Origin of the sequence: Pinibacter soli, assembly GCF_029961145.1 — a bacterium.
Classification (GTDB): Bacteria; Bacteroidota; Bacteroidia; order Chitinophagales; family Chitinophagaceae; genus Pinibacter; species Pinibacter soli.
Map to the genome: position 1 here is coordinate 208,940 of NZ_JASBRG010000003.1, position 23,823 is coordinate 232,762.

General features: G+C 42.4%; 10 protein-coding genes. All 10 read left to right on the plus strand.

Annotated elements, in window-relative coordinates:
* Positions 1-51 precede the first annotated feature (51 nt).
* The 10 genes from QJ048_RS05455 (at position 52) to QJ048_RS05500 (ending at position 23,773) form a co-directional block, all read left to right on the plus strand.
* Positions 52-2,892, plus strand: a complete 2,841-nt coding sequence (locus tag QJ048_RS05455) for a glycosyl hydrolase (RefSeq protein WP_282333321.1) — start codon at positions 52-54, stop codon at positions 2,890-2,892.
* Between the two features lie 110 nt (positions 2,893-3,002).
* Positions 3,003-6,662 (plus strand): DUF4450 domain-containing protein, encoded by a 3,660-nt coding sequence (locus QJ048_RS05460; RefSeq protein ID WP_282333322.1) that lies wholly within the window; start codon positions 3,003-3,005, stop codon positions 6,660-6,662.
* A 565-nt stretch (positions 6,663-7,227) separates the two neighbouring features.
* Positions 7,228-9,489 (plus strand): fasciclin domain-containing protein, encoded by a 2,262-nt coding sequence (locus QJ048_RS05465; RefSeq protein ID WP_282333323.1) that lies wholly within the window; start codon positions 7,228-7,230, stop codon positions 9,487-9,489.
* Positions 9,490-9,506: 17 nt separating this feature from the next.
* Positions 9,507-12,770 (plus strand): SusC/RagA family TonB-linked outer membrane protein, encoded by a 3,264-nt coding sequence (locus QJ048_RS05470; protein WP_282333324.1) that lies wholly within the window; start codon positions 9,507-9,509, stop codon positions 12,768-12,770.
* Between the two features lie 26 nt (positions 12,771-12,796).
* Positions 12,797-14,296, plus strand: coding sequence for a RagB/SusD family nutrient uptake outer membrane protein (locus QJ048_RS05475; RefSeq protein ID WP_282333325.1), 1,500 nt, complete (start codon positions 12,797-12,799; stop codon positions 14,294-14,296).
* 15 nt (positions 14,297-14,311) lie between these two features.
* Positions 14,312-16,021: a fasciclin domain-containing protein gene (locus tag QJ048_RS05480; protein WP_282333326.1), complete on the plus strand. Its 1,710-nt coding sequence runs from the start codon at positions 14,312-14,314 to the stop codon at positions 16,019-16,021.
* A 57-nt stretch (positions 16,022-16,078) separates the two neighbouring features.
* Positions 16,079-17,623, plus strand: a complete 1,545-nt coding sequence (locus QJ048_RS05485; protein WP_282333327.1) for a fasciclin domain-containing protein — start codon at positions 16,079-16,081, stop codon at positions 17,621-17,623.
* Positions 17,624-17,664: 41 nt separating this feature from the next.
* Positions 17,665-20,820 carry a SusC/RagA family TonB-linked outer membrane protein gene (locus tag QJ048_RS05490; protein WP_282333328.1) on the plus strand — a complete coding sequence of 1,052 codons (3,156 nt, stop codon included), beginning with the start codon at positions 17,665-17,667 and terminating at the stop codon, positions 20,818-20,820.
* 29 nt (positions 20,821-20,849) lie between these two features.
* Complete coding sequence (locus QJ048_RS05495; protein ID WP_282333329.1) at positions 20,850-22,547, plus strand: RagB/SusD family nutrient uptake outer membrane protein; 1,698 nt, start codon at positions 20,850-20,852, stop codon at positions 22,545-22,547.
* 47 nt (positions 22,548-22,594) lie between these two features.
* On the plus strand, positions 22,595-23,773 hold the full coding sequence (locus QJ048_RS05500; RefSeq protein ID WP_282333330.1) for a pectate lyase family protein: 1,179 nt from the start codon (positions 22,595-22,597) through the stop codon (positions 23,771-23,773).
* Positions 23,774-23,823: the final 50 nt, after the last annotated feature.

Genomic DNA, 23,823 nt, shown 5'->3' on the forward strand with positions numbered 1-23,823 from the left:
TTTGAGAAATTAGACCCTAAAAAATATTACAACAACCAGACAGCCAAAACAATGAACAATCTATTCAGATCCCTTTGTGTAGCAGGAATGCTTTGTACAGCAGGCATTGCGGACGCGCAAATAAACTGGCCTGCAATAACACAAACAAACAAACCATGGACAAGATGGTGGTGGGAGGGCAGCGCAGTAAACAAGGCTGACCTTACAACCGTGATGCAGCAATATGCAAAAGCGGGATTGGGCGGACTTGAAATAGTGCCTATCTATGGCGTGAAGGGAACGGAAAAGCAATGGCTGAACTTCTTAAGTCCTGAATGGATGCAGATGCTTGATCACACACTTGGTGAAGGAAAGAGATTGAATCTTGGAATAGACATGGCAAACGGCACTGGTTGGCCTTTTGGCGGTCCGTGGATACATGAAGACAACGCCGCAAAAACGATCAACTACAAAACCTATACACTTGCAGAAGGACAGAAGCTCCAGGAGAAAATTGTTTTTCAACAAGAGACTTTGCTGCGTTTTGCCGGACAGGAAAGAGTGAAAATAGAAGAGGTAAAAAATCCGGTGTACAGCAATAAGAATTTGCAGTCGCTGGCACTTGATCAGATAAAATATCCCGGCAGCTTTCCTGCGACGCTCGTAATGGCTTACAGCAATGACGGACAACAAATCAATCTTACAGATAAAGTAAGTGCAGCAGGCGATTTGAACTGGACAGCACCAAAAGGTTCATGGACGGTTTACGCGTTGTTTCAATCGCTGCATGGCAAAATGGTAGAACGTGCGGCGCCGGGTGGCGAAGGGTACGCGATGGATCACTTTTCTCTCAAAGCAATCGATCATTACCTTGGCAAATTTGATGAGTCATTCAAAGGGCATGATCTTTCTTCTTTGCGTGCTTTCTTCAACGACTCGTATGAGGTGGATGATGCAACAGGGCAGGCAAGCTGGACACCTGATTTTCTCAATGAGTTTCAAAAGAGAAGAGGGTATGATTTGAGAAACTATCTTCCTGCATTGTTTGGTAAAGACAAAGAAGAACTTAACAGCAGAGTTATCTATGATTACAGGCTAACAATCAATGATTTGATCTACGAAAATTATACAAAAGCATGGCATACATGGAGCGCACAGAAGGGCAAACTCGTGCGTAACCAGGCACACGGCTCACCGGCAAACATTTTGGATCTCTACGGAGCCATCGATATTCCTGAAACAGAAGGAACAGAGTTGTTGCGATTCAAAGTAGCTTCCTCAGCAGGCAATGTGACCGGCAAGCAGTTGATCTCTTCTGAATCTGCGACCTGGCTCGACGAACATTTTGTATCTACTTTAGGCGATGTAAAACAAGCAGTAGACAATTATTTTGTCGGCGGAATCAACCACGTGTTTTATCATGGGTTAAATTATTCTCCTGCAAAAGCTCCATTTCCCGGATGGTTGTTTTATGCCTCAGTGCATTTCCAACCGGCAAATCCTTTCTGGAATGATTTTTCAACCCTCAACAACTATATCGCACATTGCCAGTCGTTCCTGCAAAACAGTACACCAGACAATGATGTATTGTTGTACTATCCGTTTACTGACATCATTTCAAAAACAGGTGGCGCACTGCTAAAACATTTCGATGCGATTGACAAAGAGTTCAAAGGCACTGGATTTAAAGAGAACGCAGAAATTATGAGCGATCACGGATATGCGTTCGATTATATTTCCGACAAGCAATTGATGAACGTAAAAAATGAGGGAAATGAATTGCTAACAGGCAAATCAAAATACAAGACGATCGTTTTGCCAAACAATAAACTGATTCCTTTGGAGACATGGCAACAGCTCATGAAGCTTGCTTCACAAGGCGCTACGATCCTTGTGTACAAAGGACTTCCGGAGGATGTGCCGGGTATGGAAAAACTCGCAGAAAGACAAACTGCTTACAAGCAATCCATCGCTTCATTGCATTTTACAAATGACGGTAATTTACAAAAAGCAAACTTGGGCAACGGGCAGTTTGTTATAGGTAATGATATATTGAAATTGCTTGACTATGCACATATCCGGAAGGAAACGTTGGCACATGACAGCCTTACGTATATCAGGAAGAAGAATGAAAATGGCGGTATTTATTTCATAGCCAACAAAGCAGCATCAGCTTATGGAGGCTGGATAAATCTCGCAACGAATGCAAGCTCTGCTATTATCTACCACCCAATGACTGAGAAAGCAGGAATAGCCAAAACAAAACAAAATGCAGATGGCTCGCTTAGTGTTTATGTGCAAATGAAAAAAGGGGAAAGTCTCTTGCTGCAAACTGCATCAAAAACATTAACGGGAAAGTCTTATGAATATTTGAAACCCGCTGGCGAATCAGTTGTGATCAGTGGTTCATGGAAATTGCATTTTGAAGAAGGTGGTCCTGTGTTACCAAAAGATGTGGTGATGCAACAATTGCAATCATGGACAAATCTTCCCGGAGAAGAAGTGAAAAAGTTTTCGGGCACAGCATCTTACACTACGAGTTTTGCAAAGCCAAAAGGCGGAGCGGAAAAATGGCTGCTCGATCTGGGTGATGTACGTGACAATGCAGAAGTGTTTTTGAATGGTAAAAAAATCGCGACACTCATCGGGCCGGTGTTTACTGTAGTGGTTGATGCAAGCACATTGCTACAAAACAATACGTTGCTCATAAAAGTTGCCAATACCATGGCCAACAGGGTCATTGACATGGAGAAAAATCATGAAAATTATAAAGTGTTTTACAACATCAATTTCCCTGCGAGAAAGCCTGCCAATAAGGGCGCTGACGGATTGTTTACCGCTGAAAACTGGAGTCCGCTTCCATCAGGATTGTTAAGCAGCGTAACGCTGACGCCAATGACATTTATCAAGTAGAGACAAGGCACTGCCTTGTCTTGATTTTGAATCATACTGCGCAATACGGACAAGGCAATGCAATGCAAGACAAGGCAGTGCCTTGTCTCTACCGAACACAACACTACTTCATGAAACATCTAGTATACGGCATTCTATTTTTAATGATGCAAGCTGTCAATGCGCAGCAGATTTGGCACAATAAAATGCGCACCATTCATTATCGTCCGGAGGGAAATGATTTTGTAACGGAAAATGGTACGCACAGGTTCAATCGTGCATTGTATGGGACCAACACAGCCTTTCGCGTAGAAGCCGGTGATCTTCCCGAATTTGCAATGTACATGCCCGGAATGGGCGGCAATCTGAAGTTTGGATTGATAAAAGGTGTTAGCAATAAATGGTTGATCGCGACAAAAAATATCAAAGCCATCTACAGACCCGGATCGATGTTGTATGAAGTCAAAGATGAAATGCTCGGTGATGCGATGTTGTATATTACAGTTTTGCCACTGGGAGATAAAGAAGGGATGATCGTGAAAGTCAGCAGCAGCAATGCATTGAAAGATTGTAAACTGATTTGTGTTTACGGCGGTGCAACCGGTAAAAAGTTTTCACGTGATGGCGACATTGGCGCTGATCCTGAATCATCATTTTATTTACAGCCTGGTTATTGCAAAGACAATGCATTTAGCATAAAAAAAAATACTTTCAACTTATTGTATGGTTCCGGTAAAGTGCAGACAGAGGAAGAGCGCTATGAGGTACAGCATCTTCCCAATTCAAAGAAGGAAAGTGACAATAAAAAGAATCCTCAAAAAAATATAACGGGCATTTTTCCTGAGGAAATGACATTGCAAAAAGGAGATGCGTCACAACAGGAGTCGCCATTGCAATTGATGAAAAAGGAATCTGCGGAAGCGCCGTTGATCTATGGCACAATGAGCATCTCAAACGCCGCTGCTTATTTCTTATTGCAAAACAGTGATCCAGGTGCAATACCAGCTTATAATGCGTTGCCAAAAGTTTTCACAGATGCAGAAGCAAAAAGAAAATCGGTAGCGGATCGCATTATCGTCAACACACCTGATCCTTACATAAATGCTGTTGGTGGTGCGCTGAGCATTGCTGCAGATGGTATTTGGGAAAATCCCTCATACATGCACGGAGCCGTTGCGTGGCGCATGCGTTTGAACGCGTGGCGCGGGCCATACGTAGCTGATCCACTGGGCTGGCATGATAGAGCCAGAATGCATTTTAGCAGTTATGCTTTGTCGCAGGTTACCGACCCGCAGGAAGCTCCTGTCATTGCAGACACCGCATTGAACATTGCAAGACAATTGGAGAAGATGGGCACATCAATGTTTAGCAGTGGTTATATAAGCCGCAACCCCGGTGGCGACAAAAGGCCGCATCACTATGACATGAATCTTGTCTTCATCGACGAATTGCTCAATCACTTCAATTACACTGGTGATACAAATTATGTACGGGAAATGTGGCCAACACTCGAACGTCATCTCGCATGGGAGAAACGAAATTTTGATACCGATGATGATGGTTTGTATGATGCCTATGCGTGCATTTGGGCGAGTGATGCATTGCAATATAGCGGAGGGCGCGTTACACACTCATCTGCGTACAACTATCGCGCAAACAAGACAGCGGCAATGCTTGCGACGTTGATAGGAAAAAACGCAACACCTTATCAGCGGGAGGCAGATAAAATATTGAAGGCGATACAAACAAATCTTTGGATTAGTGACAGAGGTTGGTTTGCAGAATATAAAGATAAAATGGGCGGGCAATTGTTGCATCCTTCAGCGGGCTTGTGGACAGTGTATCATGCGATCGATGAAGGCGTGTCTGATGCGTTTCAATCGTATCAGTTATTACGTTATGTGGATAACGAAATACCTCATATTCCTGTTGTTGCGAATGGCCTGGATAAAAAATATGAAGTGCTGGCAACAACCAACTGGCAACCTTATGACTGGTCGCTTAACAATGTTGTACTGGCAGAAAATCTACACACTTCACTTGCATACTGGCAGGGCGGAAGGAGCGAGGCTGCATTTCGTTTATGGAAGAGTGCTTTGATTGAGAGCATGTATCTCGGTATATCGCCTGCAAATTTTCAACAATTATCTTTCTATGATGCGATGCGTGGCGAATTGTACAGGGACTTTGCAGATCCTATCGGTATGGCTGCGCGTTCTTTAACAGAAGGGTTGTTTGGTATCACGCCAGATGCCTTGCACGGCCAAACGATTATTACACCTGGATTTCCGAGGGAATGGAACAATGCCTCCATCAAAACGCCTGACATCAATTTTAGTTTTACGCGAAAAGGAGATATTGACTCATATACTATTCAACAAGCAAAGGCAACAGGCATTCGGTTGCAAGCGCAGGCTTTCAAAGATGATATTGCGTATATAAAAGTGAATGGAAAAAATGTTTCCTGGAAAGTCGTTAGCGATGCAGTCGGCAAGGCAGTGATAGAAATTGCAGATGCTAAAACTGGTAAGCATGTTGTAGAAATAAAATGGAAGGGTAACGACTTATATCCAATATCCGACAAGGCATCGGCGGTAAGTGGCGAAGGGTTTGCACTCAATTATCGAATAGCTAACATCCTTGCCATTCATGATCCTCAGCACATATTGCAAAGTCCCAAAATAGATAAAGGAACTGTAAGTGCGATTATCAACACAAGCTCAGGGAGCAAAACTTTTTTTGTGCAACTGAAGCAAGGTTCAATGCAATGGTGGAAGCCGGTAGATATTACCATCAACGAACCGCTTGTGGTGCGTGATTCAACAGATGAGCACAAAAAAGAAATTTCATTTGCGGTGCAAAATTTTACGATGAATCATTTGGTGTCTGTAACGGTTAACGATGCGTTCACAACACAGATTGATTTGCAAAGGACCGCGACATCTTCATCGATAGTTGTTCCTGAGAAATATCTCGTGTATGGCTCAAACAAAATCAAAGTAACCGCAGGCAAATTTGTTGTAGAAAAAACTGTCCAAAACTGGAATGTGAGCCAGGATGCAGGTAAACGCTATGATAAAGTTGATTTGTCTGCTATTTTCAATGACAAGGTGACAAACATTTTCAAAAACAAATACGAATCGCCGCGTCCTGCTACAACCACTTTACAATTGCCTTATCAAGGTATCGGTAACTGGTGTTATCCAATGATTAAACCAACGATTGATGATGCCGGACTGCGCAGCAAAGCAGGTGCTCAAAATGAAATTACTGTTGGTAACAATATTCCTTTAGCGACCACTTCTTCACCGGAGATGAACAATATTGCATTCACTTCACAATGGGACAACTATCCGAAAAGCGTAAGAGTTCCGCTCAGCGGCAAGGCTTCGCATATTTATATGCTTATGGCCGGTTCTACCAATCCAATGCAAACAAGGCTGACGAATGGGAGTGTAGTTGTTCGTTATACAGACGGATCTGCCGACACTTTACAACTGGAGAATCCAACCAACTGGCTGCCCATAGAACAGGACTATTACATTGATGGCCATGCGTTTTATGCAAGTCGTGTAAGGCCCGTTCGCGTTCACCTGGCAACAGGTTTGATCACAAACGACTACAGCAATTACAAAAGTATTAAGGGATTCAGTAATATGGCTATTGAAGGCGGAGCCGCTACAGTACTGGATTTGCCGCTAGATGCGTCGAAAGAGCTGGTATCGCTTACTGTGACTGCCATTGCTAATGATGTAGTGATTGGATTGATGAGCGCAACACTTGTACGATAATAACAAGGGTGATACAGCAATAAAAATTTACGTTTGGACAGTTAGGTTAGCACAGTCGAAACCCATGTAAGGACAAGCGTTCCCGCAAAATTTATTTACGCAATCGTTGCCGGAAGTGTCGTTGATCTATTTGCAATAATAAAAGGTTTGTGAAACTTAAAAATAATCAGGTAGATTTCATATAAAATCAATAAAATTGCCTGTTTTGTAAGATAAATGTAAAAATTTCAGGATGGCTCAGGATGGTTAAACTGAATATCCGGCTAATTTTATCATTGAAAGGAATGCCAAAAGGCTTCGTTTCATGCGATTCTAAACCTAAAACGACACTGCCATGTACGTAACCACTATTATACTTTCAAATACGCGTATGCCACATTCCCGGCAACGTAAAAAAATCCACAGTTTTATTGGTCATTTAATTCACCAGGATAGGTAATAACTCCTAACGCATGTATGTGCGTGAGTGATTTTTTATCCTGTTTTTATAGTTGATTGCTATCTCCTGATGCAGGAGATATAGGCACTTCCTTGTTCTGATATTCACAACCACATTAAAGGTCATATGAATAAAACGCTTCAAAGAGTTTGCATTTTTGTTGCCGCTACATTGCTATTTGCCAATTGCCGCAAGAAAGAATGGGCCGCCTATTATGGTCGTCCCGATAATTTACAGCCGCCTGTCTACCAGCAACTGGATAGCATGGGTAGGTTTAAGAGTCTGCTGGCTTTAATCGACAAGTCAGGCTATAAAGAAACGCTTGGTGCTGCTGGTTACTGGACATTCTTCGCACCCAACGATGATGCATTTCAAAAGTTCTTTAAGGAAAAAGGCATTGCAGGTGTAGGGGCGATCGACTCTGTAACGGCGCGGGCAATGGTGCAGTATTTACTTGTGTACAACGAATTTAAAAAAGACAGGCTGGATGATTACCAGGCAACAGCCAATAATGCAGGATGGACGGCATCAGCCGCTTTCAGGAGACGTACCGCGTACTACACAGGCTTCTACAACGACTTCGGATTAAACAATAAACCTATTGTTGCGGTTGCCAATAACAGAAATAGTAAAGGCGCGTTGGATGGTAACTACATCAGCAATGATTTCAACAATAAATATATTACCTACTTCACTGATGATTTTTTCAAAGCAAATAATCTGACTGCAGAAGACTACAAATATTTTTATCCTGAATCAGAATATAAAGGATTTAATGTGGGGCCGGCTACAGTTGTTAAGCAAGACATCGTTGCAGAAAACGGGATCATTCATGAAGTGGACAAAGTAATCACTCCATTGCAAAGCATTGATGAGTACATCGCTACAAAGCCCGAGTACAGCAGCTTCCGCGCAATACTTAACCGTTTGTATGTGAACAACATGGTGCAGTATATTTATAATGCAGATGCCACGCACCGCTACCAGGTATTGTCCGGTAAAGGAGATTCAGTGTTTGTAAAAGTTTATTCCAGCCTTTTATCTTACGCACCTAACAACGAGAACTTTACTAAAGAAGAAGACAACGACGGACAGAAAGATTGCTGGACTATGTTTATTCCAAAAAATGACGCGGTTGACAAATACGTGAAAACCGTTTTGTGCGAATACTATCCTTCATTGGATCAAATGCCTGTTGACATTATTGCCGACTTCCTGAATGCGCACTTGTTTTCTACGGCAGTTTGGCCAACTAAGTTTTCAGTAACACGTAATAAATTCAGTGAGCCTCCGCGCTTCGATCCATACACTGATATTTTCGACAGAAAAGTATTAAGCAATGGGTTCCTGTACGGCACCAATAAAGTAGAGGAAGCAGATGTGTTCAGTACCGTTTACAGCAAAGCTTACCTGAATCCGAAATTCACGATGATGACACGTTTGCTGAATTTCACCGGTCTTAAATTATTAGTGGCAAAATCAAATGTTCCGGTAAACGTGCTGATGATCCCTGATAACGTTTGGACAGCAGCCGGTTACAGTTACAACGTTTCCAAGAGCCAGTTTGAATATACACCAGCGGGCGGAAGTGCTACTACGAACGGCGTAGATGATAAATTAACACGTATCACGAAAACCTGCGTATTCTTTGATCCTTTCCGCGCAATGATTGATGATCTTTCAGGTGCAGACATTGTAAGATCCGGTGACGCAGGTACAGAAGGTGATTACATCAAATTCAACAACAACACCATTGTAACAGCAGGCTTACAGGATGCAAGTATAGTAGCAAAAGTAGACAGTGTAAAAACAGCAGTGAATGGTAAAGTATATTTCATCAACCAGTTGCCGATCTATACTGATAAACCTGTTGGTTATCACATCAAAAATCTGGGTACACCCACAACTTCCGATTACAATTATTTCTGGCAGTATCTGAATAACAGTGTTGCTGTTTTCAACGCTACGACAAACGATATCATTGGATTGACGGGCTTTTCAACAGTATTCATTCCAACCAATGCTGCAATAACACAAGCGGTGAATGATGGCATTTTGCCTGGTACGGGAACCGCGCCTAACAAGGTTCCAAATTTTAATCCAACAGATGAAGGCCAAAAAAACCTGGTGAGAAAATTCCTGCAGTACCATTTCCTTTTTGGCCACACAGTAGTGCCAGATGGCGTTTCTTCAGGTGTGTTCAATTCGTTTTACCAGAACGCATTGGGTAACAACTTAAAGATGACGGTAGTGAATAGCCCCGGTGCTTTATCGGTAATTGACAACTACAATCGTGCGGCAAACGTGATCAACGCAAAAAGCAACAACCTTTCCAGCCGCTGCGTGATACACCTCATTGATAACTACTTAAAGTATAACGACAACTAATCCCCATAATTATTTGTATGAAAATTCTTTTAACCAGAAAACTGTTCAGCTTTGCCTTGCTGCTATTGGTAACAGTGGGATTGTTTGCACAGAATGCAGCAACATCTGTTACAGTAACAGGAAAGGTCGTAGATAAAAAGGGGCATCCGATCAGTAATGTGTCCGTTACGGAAGTAGATGCAGACAAGCGTATCATACGCGGTGTGAGCACGGATGTGGAAGGAAACTTTGCCATTCATATTTCCAATACAAAGAATAAGCTCAGCTTCTCCATCATCGGTTACAAAACCATTGATGAACTAACTATCAACGGAAGAAAAGTATTCAACATCTCGATGGAATCCAACTCCAAAGAAATTGAAGAAGTGGTGGTAGTAGGGCAGAAGAGAATTGACAACGGCATGTTGCCGGTTGCTGAGAAAAACCTTACAATCGCCGCATCCAAGATCAATGCAAAAGAGATGGAAGAAATGCAGGCATCATCCATTGATCAGGCATTGCAAGGTCGTATGCCGGGTGTGGATATCTCAGCAAACTCAGGTGATCCCGGTGCCGGCATGCAGATACGCATCAGGGGTACATCGTCTATCAATGCTTCTAACGATCCATTGATCGTAGTAGATGGAATGCCTTATGAAACACAGGTTCCATCAGATTTTAACTTCGGTACAGCAGATGATCAGGGCTACGCATCCTTATTAAACATTGCACCTTCTGATATTAAAGACATCACCATTTTGAAAGACGCAGCTGCTACCGCAGTATGGGGTTCACGTGCAGCAAACGGCGTTTTGGTGATCACTACAAAAAGAGGCGCGAAAGGCAAACCTTCTTTAACCTATACATTTAAAGGATCACTTTCTGCAAAAGCAAAACCGCTTCCAATGCTTACAGGTGATCAGTACTCGACACTGATTCCGGAAGAGTTCATGAATAGAAACGGTATTCCTTTAAATACACAAACCGTTAAGGAATTTAGTTTTGATCCCAACGATCCTTACTGGTATTACAACTACAGCAACAACACAGACTGGATCGGCGCGATATCACGCAACGGTACCATTCAGGATCATAACATATCACTAACTGGTGGTGGCGATAAGGCGAGATACTATGCATCACTGGGGTATTTCGATCAGAAAGGGGTTACACTTGGAACAGATCTTAACAGGATCAGCACAAGGATCAACCTGGATTACAACGTTTCTGAAAGAATAAAAATCAGAACAGATCTTTCTTATGCGCATACTGAAAACAATAAAAACTATTCTGATGCACTGCGCAACATCAGTTACATCAAAATGCCTAACCAAAGCATTTACGAATATGATGAGTACGGAAATCTGACACCTAACTTTTTTTCACCGGCAGCTAATATACAAGGTCAATATCCGGGAACTTACAACATTATGGCAATGGCAAGCAAAGCCACCAATAATGTGATCACGGAAAGAGTTATTCCTAAGTTCAATCTTCAGTACAGCTTTGTGCCAAACATCTGGATGCTTACTGCAGATGTACAGTTCGATATCAGTAATACAAAAAATAAAAGCTTCCTGCCACAGGTTGCAACCGGAAGACCATGGACAGAAGCTGTGGTAAACAAAGCGTATGACGGGGATAACGATGCATTCAACGTGCAGACAAAAACAAGTTTGGTGTACACACCACAATTTAAAAGTCCAAAACACTCGCTGGTTGCATTGTTCAATGTGATGACCTACGATAACAAAACCGTTTCGTATCAGGCGCTGACAAGCAACACCGCATCTTCTGATTTGCAGGATCCATCAGTGCCTTCGCGTGCTACAAGTACTGGTTCAAATTTAACTTCAGTTACAAAACAATCAAGAAGCGTGGGCGCATTGCTCAACGCGCAATACGGATTCCTTGATCGTTACATCGTCAACGTAGGTGTACGTGGCGATGGTAACTCAAGACTTTCTGCGAATAGCCGCTATGGTTTGTTTCCTTCTATATCAGGTAGATGGCGCGTGTCCGGCGAATCGTTCATGCAACGCTATAGAAATAAACTAGATGATTTGAGCTTCAGGTTGAGTTATGGCCGCAGCGGTAACGCACCTAAGAACGATTATTCTTTCTACAACACCTATAACAATTTTGCATGGAACTATCTTGATCAGGCAGGCGTTTATTCCTCCAATATGCAGCTCAATCAATTGAAATGGGAAACTGTAGTTGGCGCAAACGCAGGTGTAAACCTTGTCATGTTTAAAAACAGGGTAAACATCGATGTGGAGTTCTACAGAAATCGTACAAAAGATCTGTTGTTCTATGGCTTGCAGATCGCTTCCATCAATGGTTTCAACAATGTGGACATGAACGTGGGCACCATGGACAACCAGGGATGGGAGTTGGGTGTGAACACTACTCCGTTGAAAACAAAAAACTGGACTGTTGATGTGAATTTTAATATCGCACGTAACGAAAACGTTATCCGTGAAATATCAGAATTCTATCCGCTGGAAAAAGGAAACATCACACAGAACGGACAGTATAAAACATACATGCAGGTAAATAATCCGTTCGGCTCTTTTTATGGCTTCAAATACGAAGGCGTGTATAAAGATCTTGACGCGACAGTAGCAAAAAATGAAAAAGGCGAGCAAATCGTTTCTCCAAAAGGAGACAGAGTGTATATGCGTTTTAACTATCCTACAACTGACTACACTTTCCAACCGGGCGATGCGAAATATAAAGACGTAAACCACGATGGTAATATCGACTATCGCGATATCGTATACCTTGGTAATAGTAACCCAATGTTTACCGGTGGTTTCGGATTTAACATCGGTTATAAGAACACGCTCAGACTTTCTACATTCTTCAACTTCCGTTACAAATATGACATCATCAACGGAACTGAAATGGCAAGTACAAACATGTACTACTACGATAATCAAAGTACAGCCGTGCTGAGAAGATGGAGACAACCAGGTGACGAAACAGATATTCCACGTGCATTGTATCAGACAGGTTACAACTGGCTTGGTTCTGACAGATACGTACAGGATGGTTCTTTCCTTCGTTTCAGAACAGCAACATTGCGTTACACATTTACAAAGAAAATAACTGACAGACTGAAAATTAAAAACCTAAGCACTTACCTCACAGCTGAAAACATGTTTACATGGACAACGTACAGAGGACAGGATCCTGAAGTGAACATGCGTGGTGCAGATCCGTTCCGTGTAGCCACAGATAAAGCGATGACACCGCCGGTAAAAACATTCACACTTGGGTTAACTGCTTCGTTCTAATTAAAAATACTTCAAAACGGATAAAGATGTTTAAAGGAAAATATTGGTTGAAAACATGCTGTCTTTTGTTGGTTCTGTTCAGTGCAGCCTCCTGTAGCAAGTGGCTCGATCTGAAACCATCGGACGGCATCATAAGACAAGATTACTGGAACACGAAAGAACAGGTGAAGGCAGCGGTAATAGGCACTTACGCATCTCTGCTCGATGATCCAACCGGCAAGGACAGATCATTGCCGGAGCAGTTCTTCCTGTGGGGAGAGTTGCGTGCAGACATGCTCGCTCCTTCAACTGGAACGATTGCCGAAGAGTTTGAAGTGATGAATGTGAACACTGTACCCAGCAACTCAATCGTTAACTGGCGTCCGGTTTACAGAACCATCAACTATTGCAACACAGTCATTGATTTTGCTCCCGATGTGTTGGCTTCAGATAAAACTTTTACACAGGAAGCATTGGATGCTTATGTGGCAGAAGCAAAGGCGATGAGAGCGCTCATGTATTTTTATCTCGTAAGAAGCTTTGGTGATGTGCCATTAAAATTGAAATCAACATCAAGCGATGAGGAGATAGTGACCATTGCAAAAAGTTCGCAGCAGGATGTGCTGGCACAAATCATTAAAGACTTGAATGAAGCAGAACCAAAAATACTGCTCACATACGGCGACAATGCATCTGACAAAGGGCGCCTTACAAGATACACTGTAAATGCAATTCAGGCCGATGTCTATTTATGGATGGAAAAGTATGATGAAGCTGTTGCTGCCTGCGACAAAGTGATCAACTCTCGTCGCTTTGGTTTATTGGCACCATCAAGCGCATGGTACAATACCGTTTACCGCACAGGTAACTCTACAGAGAGTATGTTTGAAGTGCAATACAATGCTCAAAAGGTAAATGATTTCTATTACATGTTCGGAATAGGCACTAGGCGTTTCGTTGCAGCTAACAGAGTGATGGACCAGGTGTACACAAGTGATGCGGTTTTTGGAGCAAAAGATATTCGTGCAGATGGAGTATCTGTTCGTGCAGAAGATGGCGTGATCTGGAAATACATTGGCAAAAATGATAAGGACATGATTGCACCCGGCGATTCTTATGCCCATTGGTTTGTATATCGCTTTGCAGATGTTTTGTTGATGAAAGCAGAAGCACTTGCACAAAAAGGACAAGGTTCCGCAGCACTTGACATCGTAAGAGCACTGCGTAGCAACAGAAACGCATTGCCGGGAACAGATAACAATCCCGATCCTGCGAATGTTAATGAAGTGTCTCTGTTCATTCTCGAAGAACGAGCACGCGAATTTATGTTTGAAGGAAAACGCTGGTACGATGTACTGCGTTATGTGAAGAAAAACAACTACGAGAACATTGCTTATTTGCAAGACATGATTGCGGGCATCGTACCAGCGAACATGGTTCGTACTGCGCAGGCAAAAATGCTCGATCACAACAGTCATTATTTCCCGATATACCAATACGAATTGCAAACTAACAAAGCATTGGTTCAAAACCCATTTTACAAATAATAACATCGCTTGTTTATGAGAAAGATTTTATTTCTTTTAATGATCATCACTATTGCCTGTATGGCGGGTGTTACATTGAAAAGCTGTAAAAAAGTTGATATTAAAGAAACTACAACAACAGATGTGAACATGCTCGACTATCTGAAACAGGATACTTTGAAGCGATTCTCTTTGTTGATAGATATTGTAAACAGAACAGGCTACGATGCATTCCTGAATGCATATGGTACCTACACTTTATTTGCACCGACAGACGATGCGATAAATAGCTACCTCAAATCTATTGGAAAATCATCTCTTGATCAGCTGACAGTTGATCAGATGAAAGACATTATCCGTTTCCATATGCTGGAAGAAATCGTGAGTACTGCCGATTTCAACGATGGTAAGCTTCCATCTGTAACAATGTATGGACAGTTTCTTGTAACCGGCGTTAGCAATAAAGATGGTATTTCTTCTTTTGTGGTGAATCGCCAGGCTTTGGTAAAACAAGCAAACATAATTGTAGGTAACGGTATCATACAAGTTGTTGATGCTGTGCTGACACCTACTACTTATACGCTGGCTCAACTGGCCGCGCAAAACCCGGACTACTCAGTTTTCACAGAAGCCCTGAAGGGAACAGGCTACTACGATACATTGAACTCCATGAAATATGCTAATGGTTCTCAAAGATGGCTCACGCTCATTGCAGAGACCAACAAAGCATTGGCTGACTCAGGCTTCCATAATTATGCGGAGCTAAAAGCGAAATATTGCAACACAGGAGACCCTAAAAATCCCAAAGATAGTCTGCATTTATATGTAGCCTATCATATCCTCGACAATGTGAAATACCTGGCAGACATCGTGATGTCAGGTTCACATCAAACACTCGCACCACTTGAAGTGGTTACAGATAAAATGATCAACAAAAAAGTATTGCTCAATGACGATGAGTACAGCACTATCGACGGCACCGTGCATGAGCCTGGTGTAGAGCTTGAGCAAGCCGGCAGTGATGTGTCAGCAACGAATGGTGTTTTGCACAAAGCATTGGGTCACCTGAAGATCAAAGTGAGAAATCCGTTCCCTGTGTATTGGGATCTGTGCGCTGAAGTGCCTGAATTAACAAGGCTTACAGCGGTGTACAAAAAGAAAACTTACCTGTTTGATTATGGCGATGGTAACACTTTGAAAGATGTGAAATGGGAAAAAAGCTGTTTAAAATACAGAGCAGGTGTTACTGGTTACTTGGGCGATTACTGGCAGATGGGGCTTGGAACAAAAGGAAGTAACACCGATAACCTTGGTGACTGTGCGGGTAACACATGGATTGAATTCACAACGCCTTTGTTGGTAAAAGGAAAATACAAAGTGTGGTTCACATACTTCACGCAAAATACAAGCAAGATCATCGCTGTACAGGGCTCATTTGATTCCATTCCTTTGAACAGTGCGTTGATACAGTTCCACGCAAAAATATCAACAATAGATCCGCTGAAAGAAGCAGAGCAGGAAGCACTTGGCTGGAAATGGTGGGCAGGTGCTGCAAAAAAATCCGGTTCTACTGCGGCACGTATGCTTGGAATCGTAGACGTGAAAGTTACAGGCAGACACAAGATCAGATTTGACCTTGTATCCGGAAGTAACTCAGATTGCAACTTCGACATGGTACATTTCATTCCTGTAGGCATGAACCAAACCGTTCCGAGATTCAATCCGGATGGATCGATTGAGTATTAATAAGCGTCATCACAAATGACAGGTGATAAGAATTGTAGTTATAAATTTTTTTGAAAAATGCGGTCAACAACAAAATATATATTGCTGGTAGTTTTCATAGCTGTGACAGGAACATGGTCCTGTAAAAAATGGGATGAGCACAATACAGTAGGTCAACAGGCACTTAATGAAAACCTGCTCGAACAGATCAATAAAAATGCAAGCCTCAGCAAATTCAGTGAGTATTTAACAAAAACAGGTTTGGATAAAGTGCTTAGCTCTTCGAAGAACTACACCGTATTTGCGCCTGTAAATGAAGCACTGGCAGCACTTCCGGCAGATGTGGTAAGTGATACAGCAAAGCTGAAAGCTGTGCTGCAAAACATGATAGCAAGCCAGCAATTTTTCACACGCAATGCAATGGACTCTATAAGGGTAGCAATGTTAAACGGCAAACGTGTATTTTTTTACAACAAAAAGTTTGATGACGCTAATATCAAAGATGCAGACATTGCTGTGCGCAACGGTGTATTGCACATAATAGATAAGGTGATCACGCCATTGCCAAACGTTTGGGATTATGTAGTAACATCTGCAAGTACGTATACACAAAACGGCTACATTTCTTCACTGAACTTTTTGCAGCAGGATCGTACCAAAGCAGTGTTGGACAGCATCAATCCAATAACAGGCGATTCTGTATTCAAACCAAATACCGGAATGGTAGTGGTGAATACGTTCAAAACAAAAGTTTACGACATTGCTGCTGAAGACAGCTTATATACATACATCGTTTTAACAAACCCTGGATTTAATTCTGAAGTAGACAGGCAGAGACCTTATTTCCAAAGCAGCAAGACTGACATTGTAACGAATAACTCATCATGGAACGTAGTGAAGGATCTTGCCATTTCAGGACTGTACACACCGTCACAATTACCATCAGCGTTGTTGTCGAAGTTTGGCGTACATGTTCCGATCAACCAGGCGAAGATTGTTGAAACGCGTAAAGTGAGCAATGGCATCGTGTATGTACTTAGCGAAGCAGCTTGCGACATGGCAGAAAAAATTCCTTCTTTCAAAGTAGAAGGAGAGTATCCTTCAAGATTTGCAAGTACTGCCGATAAATACCTGACAAAAATATTTTACAGGAATCGCCTCAATACCTTGACTGGTTTGAACTTTAAAGATATCTACATGAACCTGGGATCCAGTGGGGCTAATTATTACGTTGATTATTTGACCAATCAATTGTACACCGGAAAATACAAGGTGTACTGGGTGGCATTCAGCGATAAAACAATTTCCGGACAAGGCGATGATCCGTATGGCACTGACTCCACATTGCAGCAGATATTGCAGATTGGTGATTACAGCTTTAGCCCGGTATATACCCCGGTGTTTAATAAACAGATGGCTGTTACACCGAGAGTGTATAGTGAAGTGTACTTGGGAGATTATACAAATGCAAGCTATGATTATCCATTGTCTGCGCCACCGGCAACTGATCGCTCAGATACAGCGTCGATGAAGCGTATCCGGCTGCTTGCTCCGGCTACTGCCACAACTGGTGTGCCGTTGAACCTCACACTCGATTATCTCAAATTCGTTCCATCGTTTTAATCAAGAAAACCCAGGTCTATTACAAAGAAAAAATGCTACGAATGGTTAACATAAAAAGATTTTGGATGATAGCAGTTTTGCTTTCTTCCGGTGTATATGTGCATGCTCAGGATGGGAAAAAAGCATCGAAAGGAGGCGTGGCGACAGGCTCCATCAGAGATGCAGCAACGGGCAAAGTGTTGAATGGCGCAAAAATTAGTTATTTGAACAGTGCAGCGACGATCACAGACAGTGCAGGAAATTTTTCTATCAAAGTTCCGGATTACAAAGTGACGTTGCACGTAGAAGCAGACGGCTACCAGGCAAAAGAAATTGCTTTGAAAGGCGAGCATAATGTAATGGCAGCGCTGTATGAGAACGGCTTCACATCTTACTATGATGAGATAAGTTTGCCGTTTAATATTGCGCCGAAATCTGCGCTTACCAATGCTGCTACATCTGTGCAGGTAACAAACAATAGCTCTTTGGTGGGCGAAACGCCGGATTCTTACTTGCAGGGAAAAGTTCCTGGCTTGAATGCTATTCGTCGTTCAGGAACGCCAAACATCGGAGCGAATCTTTTCTTAAGAGGTTACTCTTCTTTGTATGCTACCAATCAACCGTTGATCGTAGTAGATGGTATTGTGTTTGATATTTCTTCTTATGGTAGTTCGCTCATTGAAAATCATTACAACAATCCGTTACAGTACATTGACGTAAAAGATATTGACAACATTACCGTATTAAAAGATGGTTCTTCCACTTATGGTACGAAAGGTGCAAACGGCGTAATACTTGTCACTACTGCACGTGCAAGGCAAGAAGCAACAAAGATTGATGTTGCTTTATATGGCGGTGCAAACATTGCTCCAGATCCCTTGCCGGTTATGAATGCCAGCGATTACCGCATCATGCTTGATGAGTTATTGCAGTCAAAAGGCATGACCGCAAAAGACATTCAGTCATTGCCTTACATGAACGATGATCCGTCAAAGCCAGGTTACTACATGTATCATAACAGTACCGACTGGCAAAAACAAGTACTGAAAAACAGTTCGATTGCGAATGGCTATTTGAAGATCACCGGTGGTGATAACGTGGCGAAGTATGCGTTGTCAATGGGCTTTTTAAAAAATAACGGAGTGATCGCATCTTCAGGTTTGTCAAGATATAATACCCGCTTCAACGCAGATTTTAATTTGAGCAGAAGATTGACCGCAGCTACCAACTTAAGTTTTACCTACACGGAGCAGCAGTTAAAAGATCAGGGAGCCAATTACAAAACGAATCCAATTTACGCTGCATTAATTAAATCGCCGTTCCTGTCAACGCACGAAGTTGCAGACAACGGAATAGAATCACCATCACTTGCCGATGCTGATATTTTTGGCAAAAGCAATCCGGTTGCGATTATACAGAATATGCAAGCGTTGAATAAGAATTATCGCTTTATTGGTTCGGTAAATTTCAATTACAGCATCAATAAAAATATTTCTTTAGCTTCTACGCTTGCAGTGACTATGGATAAAGTGAGAGAATCTTTCTTTGTCCCACAGGCTGGTGTAGTAGGCGATACATTGGATAATGCGATTGCTTTAAACCAGTCCGGAGCGCAGGTTTTGAGAATGTTCTCTGTTTCCAATGACACCCGTTTGTCTTACACAAAAACGATCAACAACATCCATTCATTTGCAGCAAGAGTTGGTTTCCGTTATATCAAAAGCACAAGCGAGCAGGATAATGGTTTTGGCTATAACTCTGCAACAGATGATATGAAAGGCGTTGGCTATGGCTTGAACTCATTACGCCGCATTGGTGGAACCATGGGAGAGTGGAGATGGTTCAATACTTATTTTAACGCAGATTACAATTTGCGCAGCAAATATTTCCTGTCATTCAACATGGCAATAGACGGTTCTTCAAGATTTGGTACAGACGTGACAGACGCTACTGTTATACATTTTGGAAACAACAATTATCCGTTGATGCCTTCACTTTCAGGTGCATGGTTGGTGTCATCTGAGAATTTTATGTCACGTGCAAAATGGATCAACCTGTTGAAATTACGTGCATCTGTTGGCATGACCGGCAATGATGATATAGGCAACTTTACTTCCCGTAAATATTATACCTCACAAAACTTGTTGGGTATCGAAGGGCTTGTTCGCGGTAATGCAGGCAATCCTTCTCTACAGTGGGAAGCGGCAACAAAACTGAACGGTGGTCTTGATGTTTCATTGTTCAACGAACGACTCAGCATCAGCGCTGACGTTTATCACAACAAAACAGACAAGATGATTGTGTATGAACCGGCAGCTACAGCAACCGGTATGGATTACATGGTGACCAATAGCGGTGGCATGAAAACCAACGGTTATGAAGTAAACGTAAATGCACGTTTGATCAACAACAAAAACTTCAAGTGGGATCTTGGTTTCAACATTGCACAATACAAATCAACCATCACGAAGTTGCCTGTGGACCAAATCATTACTGATTTCGCAGATGCATCCATCATTACTAAAGTAGGTAGTGCGCCAAATCTTTTCTATGGTTACAAAACAAAAGGGGTTTATGCTACTTCTGCTCAGGCGCTTGGTGATGGACTCAGTACAAAGAACGCAACCGGAGGCTACACCGCATTCCGGGCTGGGGATGTACAATTTGTAAACAGCAACATGGATAAAGTGATCGACGAAAAAGATAAACAGGTTATCGGTAATCCAAACCCTGATTTCTTTGGGGCTATCACCAGCCATTTGTCATACAAAAACTTCTCACTTGATCTCTTGTTCACTTACAGCAAAGGAAATGATGTGTACAATTATACACGTCGCCAGCTTGAATCAATGAGTGGCTACGAGAATCAAACATTAGCCGCGGTTAACAGATGGAGAACAGAGTGGCAGGTAACAAATGTGCCAAGAGCAACCTGGGGCGACCCTGCGGGCAACAGCCGTTTCTCCGACAGATGGATCGAGGATGGCTCATACATACGCCTTAGAACAGCATCGCTTTCATACGATGTACCAATGAAGCCACGATTTGTAAAGTATGCGAGCATTTATGCTACTGCAAATAATTTGCTCACGTTCACAAAATACCTTGGGTACGATCCTGAGTTTAGCGCTACATCAAGTGTATTTGGTCAGGGAGTTGATGCCGTGCTGGAGCCACAGTATAAATCATTTCAGTTGGGCCTGCGCCTTGGTTTGTAATCATTTAATAAAACAATTGCTTAGAAGTTATGAGAGTTTTTAAAGCATATAAATATATTGTTCCTGCACTGGCTTTATCAGCAATGATCGCATCGTGCAATAAATTGGTCGACGTAGCTCCGAAAGATGTGCTGGAGGAAAAGAACATGTACCGTAACGTATTTGATGCAGATGCCGCAGTGATCGGCGTGTATGGAAAATTCATGAGTCTTGCCACCCCTTACATAGTGCTTAATGAAGTAAGGGCCGATCTCATGAGCACTACTGCAACTGCTGATGAATATTTGAAGCAGCTGAACGAGCATGATGTAAAAGAAGGCAACCTCTATGCCAATCCAAAACCGTTTTATACTGTTATCATGAATTGCAATGATGTGATGGCGAACTTCGACATCATGTTGCGTGATAAAAAATTGAAGCAGGAAGAATACAATATGCGCTACTCTGATATAGCTGCATTGCGTTCATGGGTGTATTTGCAACTAGGTATACAGTTCGGTAGTGTGCCTTATGTTACAGACCCTTTATCTACAACAACCGACATGCAAAATGTAGGATTGATGCCACGCATTCCGTTCAATCAATTGTTGGATGAGTTGATCAAAACAATGGAAGGCTTACCATACATAAAACCTTATTCAGCTACATCAAGTTTGGTTGCAACAGTAGATGGCTATACCACAAAGAAGTTTTTCGTAAACAAAGAAGCCTTACTGGGCGAGCTTTACCTGTGGAGAAATGATTATCATAAAGCGGCTTCTATTTTAAAAAATCTTATGGAAACCGGTGGCACCGGCGACTTGTACAACTACAGGCTCACAGGTGCTTCCAAAGCAGATAACAATGATCTGGCAGTTGGTTATGTACGTTACAGGGAAGAAGACGAAGGCATGTTGATCGATAACAACTCCCAGGGCTGGCGCTCCATGTTTGCACGCGATGAAGACGCAATGTTTGATCGTGAGTGGGTATGGTTCCTGCCATTCAATAAAAGCTTTGATCCAGTTGATCCTTTCGTCGATCTGTTTTCAAACCGCGGCGGTAGCTACAAGTTAAAACCTTCGCAATATGCACTGGATACATGGAATGCGCAGGTACAGAAAAATGACTTCGCTTACGACGCAAGAGGAAAAGTCTTTACCGCACGTTCAATAGACGGACAGCCGGTTGTTATGAAATATTTGTACAACTATCTTAATGGTACAGGTTTTACGCCGTTGAATGTTTTTGAGAAAAACGGTAAATGGTTCTTATATCGTGCGGCATCTATGCACCTTGATTTTGCAGAAGCTGCAAACCGCGATAACCACCAAAGTCTTGCATATGCCATCGTAAACCAGGGATTGACAACCATTCCAAAACAAATTACCGGCGAAGGATTCCCTTACAACTTTGACGCACGCAAAAGCGACAACCCTAAAATTACAGGTGACTGGTGTCTGAATGTGGGTGTTCGCGGTCGCGCAAATCTTTACTCACAAACAGTTACAGGCGATAGTACTTTGTCTATTGAAGAAGGTATTGTAAGCGAAGCAGGACTTGAGTTGGCTTCTGAAGGAAGAAGATGGTCAGACCTTTTGAGAGTTGCGTTAAGAAGAAACGATCCTGCATTTCTTGCCAATAAAGTTTATGAGAAACTGGTAAGAGAAAATAACCCGAGGGCAAGTGAAGTGCGTGCAAAACTAATGAACAAAGACAATTGGTACTTGCCATTCAAATGGAAATAGTTGAAGAGACTAAAAAGGAAAAAATAAAAAAGTAAAAAGAGAGAAACATGATCGCTTGCTATAACAAGATATTTTTATTAATAGGTGGATTGTTTTGTGCCCATACGTCTATGCAAGCGCAAACGCAACAAGCGTTGGCTTTCGAGGGCGCAGAAGGCTATGGTGCGTTTGCACAGGGTGGAAAAGTGGGAGAGACTTATCACGTTACCAACCTTGCCGATTCTGGCAAAGGAACTTTTCGCGATGCAGTGAGCGTACCGGGCAGAACAGTAGTATTTGATGTAAGCGGCGTGATAAAAATAAAAGATAAAATCGCGGTATCACCAAACACGACCATTGCAGGACAAACTGCTCCCGGCGAAGGAGTAGTGGTGTATGGAAACGGTGTTTCTTTTGCAAGCAACACTATTGTTCGATACATGCGTTTCCGCGGCAGCATCAATATGTCAAAAGGCGCATGCACAGTAGTATTGGACAATTTGAAGGATTTGATCATGGATCATTGTTCCATACAGTGGGGCCGTTGGGATAATCTGCATATCAAAGGCAGTTCCAATATTACGCTGCAACATTGCATCATCGGCGAAGGCATCGATCCGCAACGTTTCGGTGCGTTGTTTGAAGATCCTAAGAACATTACCATTCATCATTGCCTTTGGATAGACAACCAAAGTCGTAATCCAAAAGCAAAAGCAGGTATCGAATACATCAACAATGTTGTGTACAACTATGGTGTGAATGGCTTTGTTGGTGGCCACTCAGCAGCCGATCATTACCAGGATATTATCAAAAACTATTTTATTGCAGGGCCAAATTCATCAACGAAATTCATCGGCATGTTTACCGCAACAGATCACGTGTATCATAGCGGCAACTTTGCAGACCTTGATAAAGACGGTGTACTGAATGGTCGTCCTGTTGTGGACGCTGATTTCGTGGAAGCCACAGCGACATTACTTTCCAAACGAAGCAACGAATCTCCTGCCGGAGTGAAAATCGAGGATGCCGCGACTGCATATGCAAACGTGGTCGCCAATGCGGGTGCTTCATTGAAAAGAGATGCCGTTGATCTGCGACTCATTGGCTATCTGAAATCTTTGGGAAAAAGCGGCGAGATATTTAAAACCGAAGACGCCGCAGGTGGACAGGCTGAACTAAATGTCAGCGAGAAGAAAAGTAAAAAGTCAAAAGCAAGAAATCAAAAAGCTGTGACCTTGTCACGCTAAGAGGTTTCTATAATGGGAAAAAAAATCCTGTTTTGCTTACCTGGCTCCCG

Bases quoted from the DNA above. Each gene is read 5' to 3' on its own strand.
- QJ048_RS05455 (WP_282333321.1), top strand. From the start codon at position 52: ATGAACAATCTATTCAGATCCCTTTGTGTAGCAGGAATGCTTTGTACA.
- QJ048_RS05460 (WP_282333322.1), top strand. From the start codon at position 3,003: ATGAAACATCTAGTATACGGCATTCTATTTTTAATGATGCAAGCTGTC.
- QJ048_RS05465 (WP_282333323.1), top strand. From the start codon at position 7,228: ATGAATAAAACGCTTCAAAGAGTTTGCATTTTTGTTGCCGCTACATTG.
- QJ048_RS05470 (WP_282333324.1), top strand. From the start codon at position 9,507: ATGAAAATTCTTTTAACCAGAAAACTGTTCAGCTTTGCCTTGCTGCTA.
- QJ048_RS05475 (WP_282333325.1), top strand. From the start codon at position 12,797: ATGTTTAAAGGAAAATATTGGTTGAAAACATGCTGTCTTTTGTTGGTT.
- QJ048_RS05480 (WP_282333326.1), top strand. From the start codon at position 14,312: ATGAGAAAGATTTTATTTCTTTTAATGATCATCACTATTGCCTGTATG.
- QJ048_RS05485 (WP_282333327.1), top strand. From the start codon at position 16,079: ATGCGGTCAACAACAAAATATATATTGCTGGTAGTTTTCATAGCTGTG.
- QJ048_RS05490 (WP_282333328.1), top strand. From the start codon at position 17,665: ATGGTTAACATAAAAAGATTTTGGATGATAGCAGTTTTGCTTTCTTCC.
- QJ048_RS05495 (WP_282333329.1), top strand. From the start codon at position 20,850: ATGAGAGTTTTTAAAGCATATAAATATATTGTTCCTGCACTGGCTTTA.
- QJ048_RS05500 (WP_282333330.1), top strand. From the start codon at position 22,595: ATGATCGCTTGCTATAACAAGATATTTTTATTAATAGGTGGATTGTTT.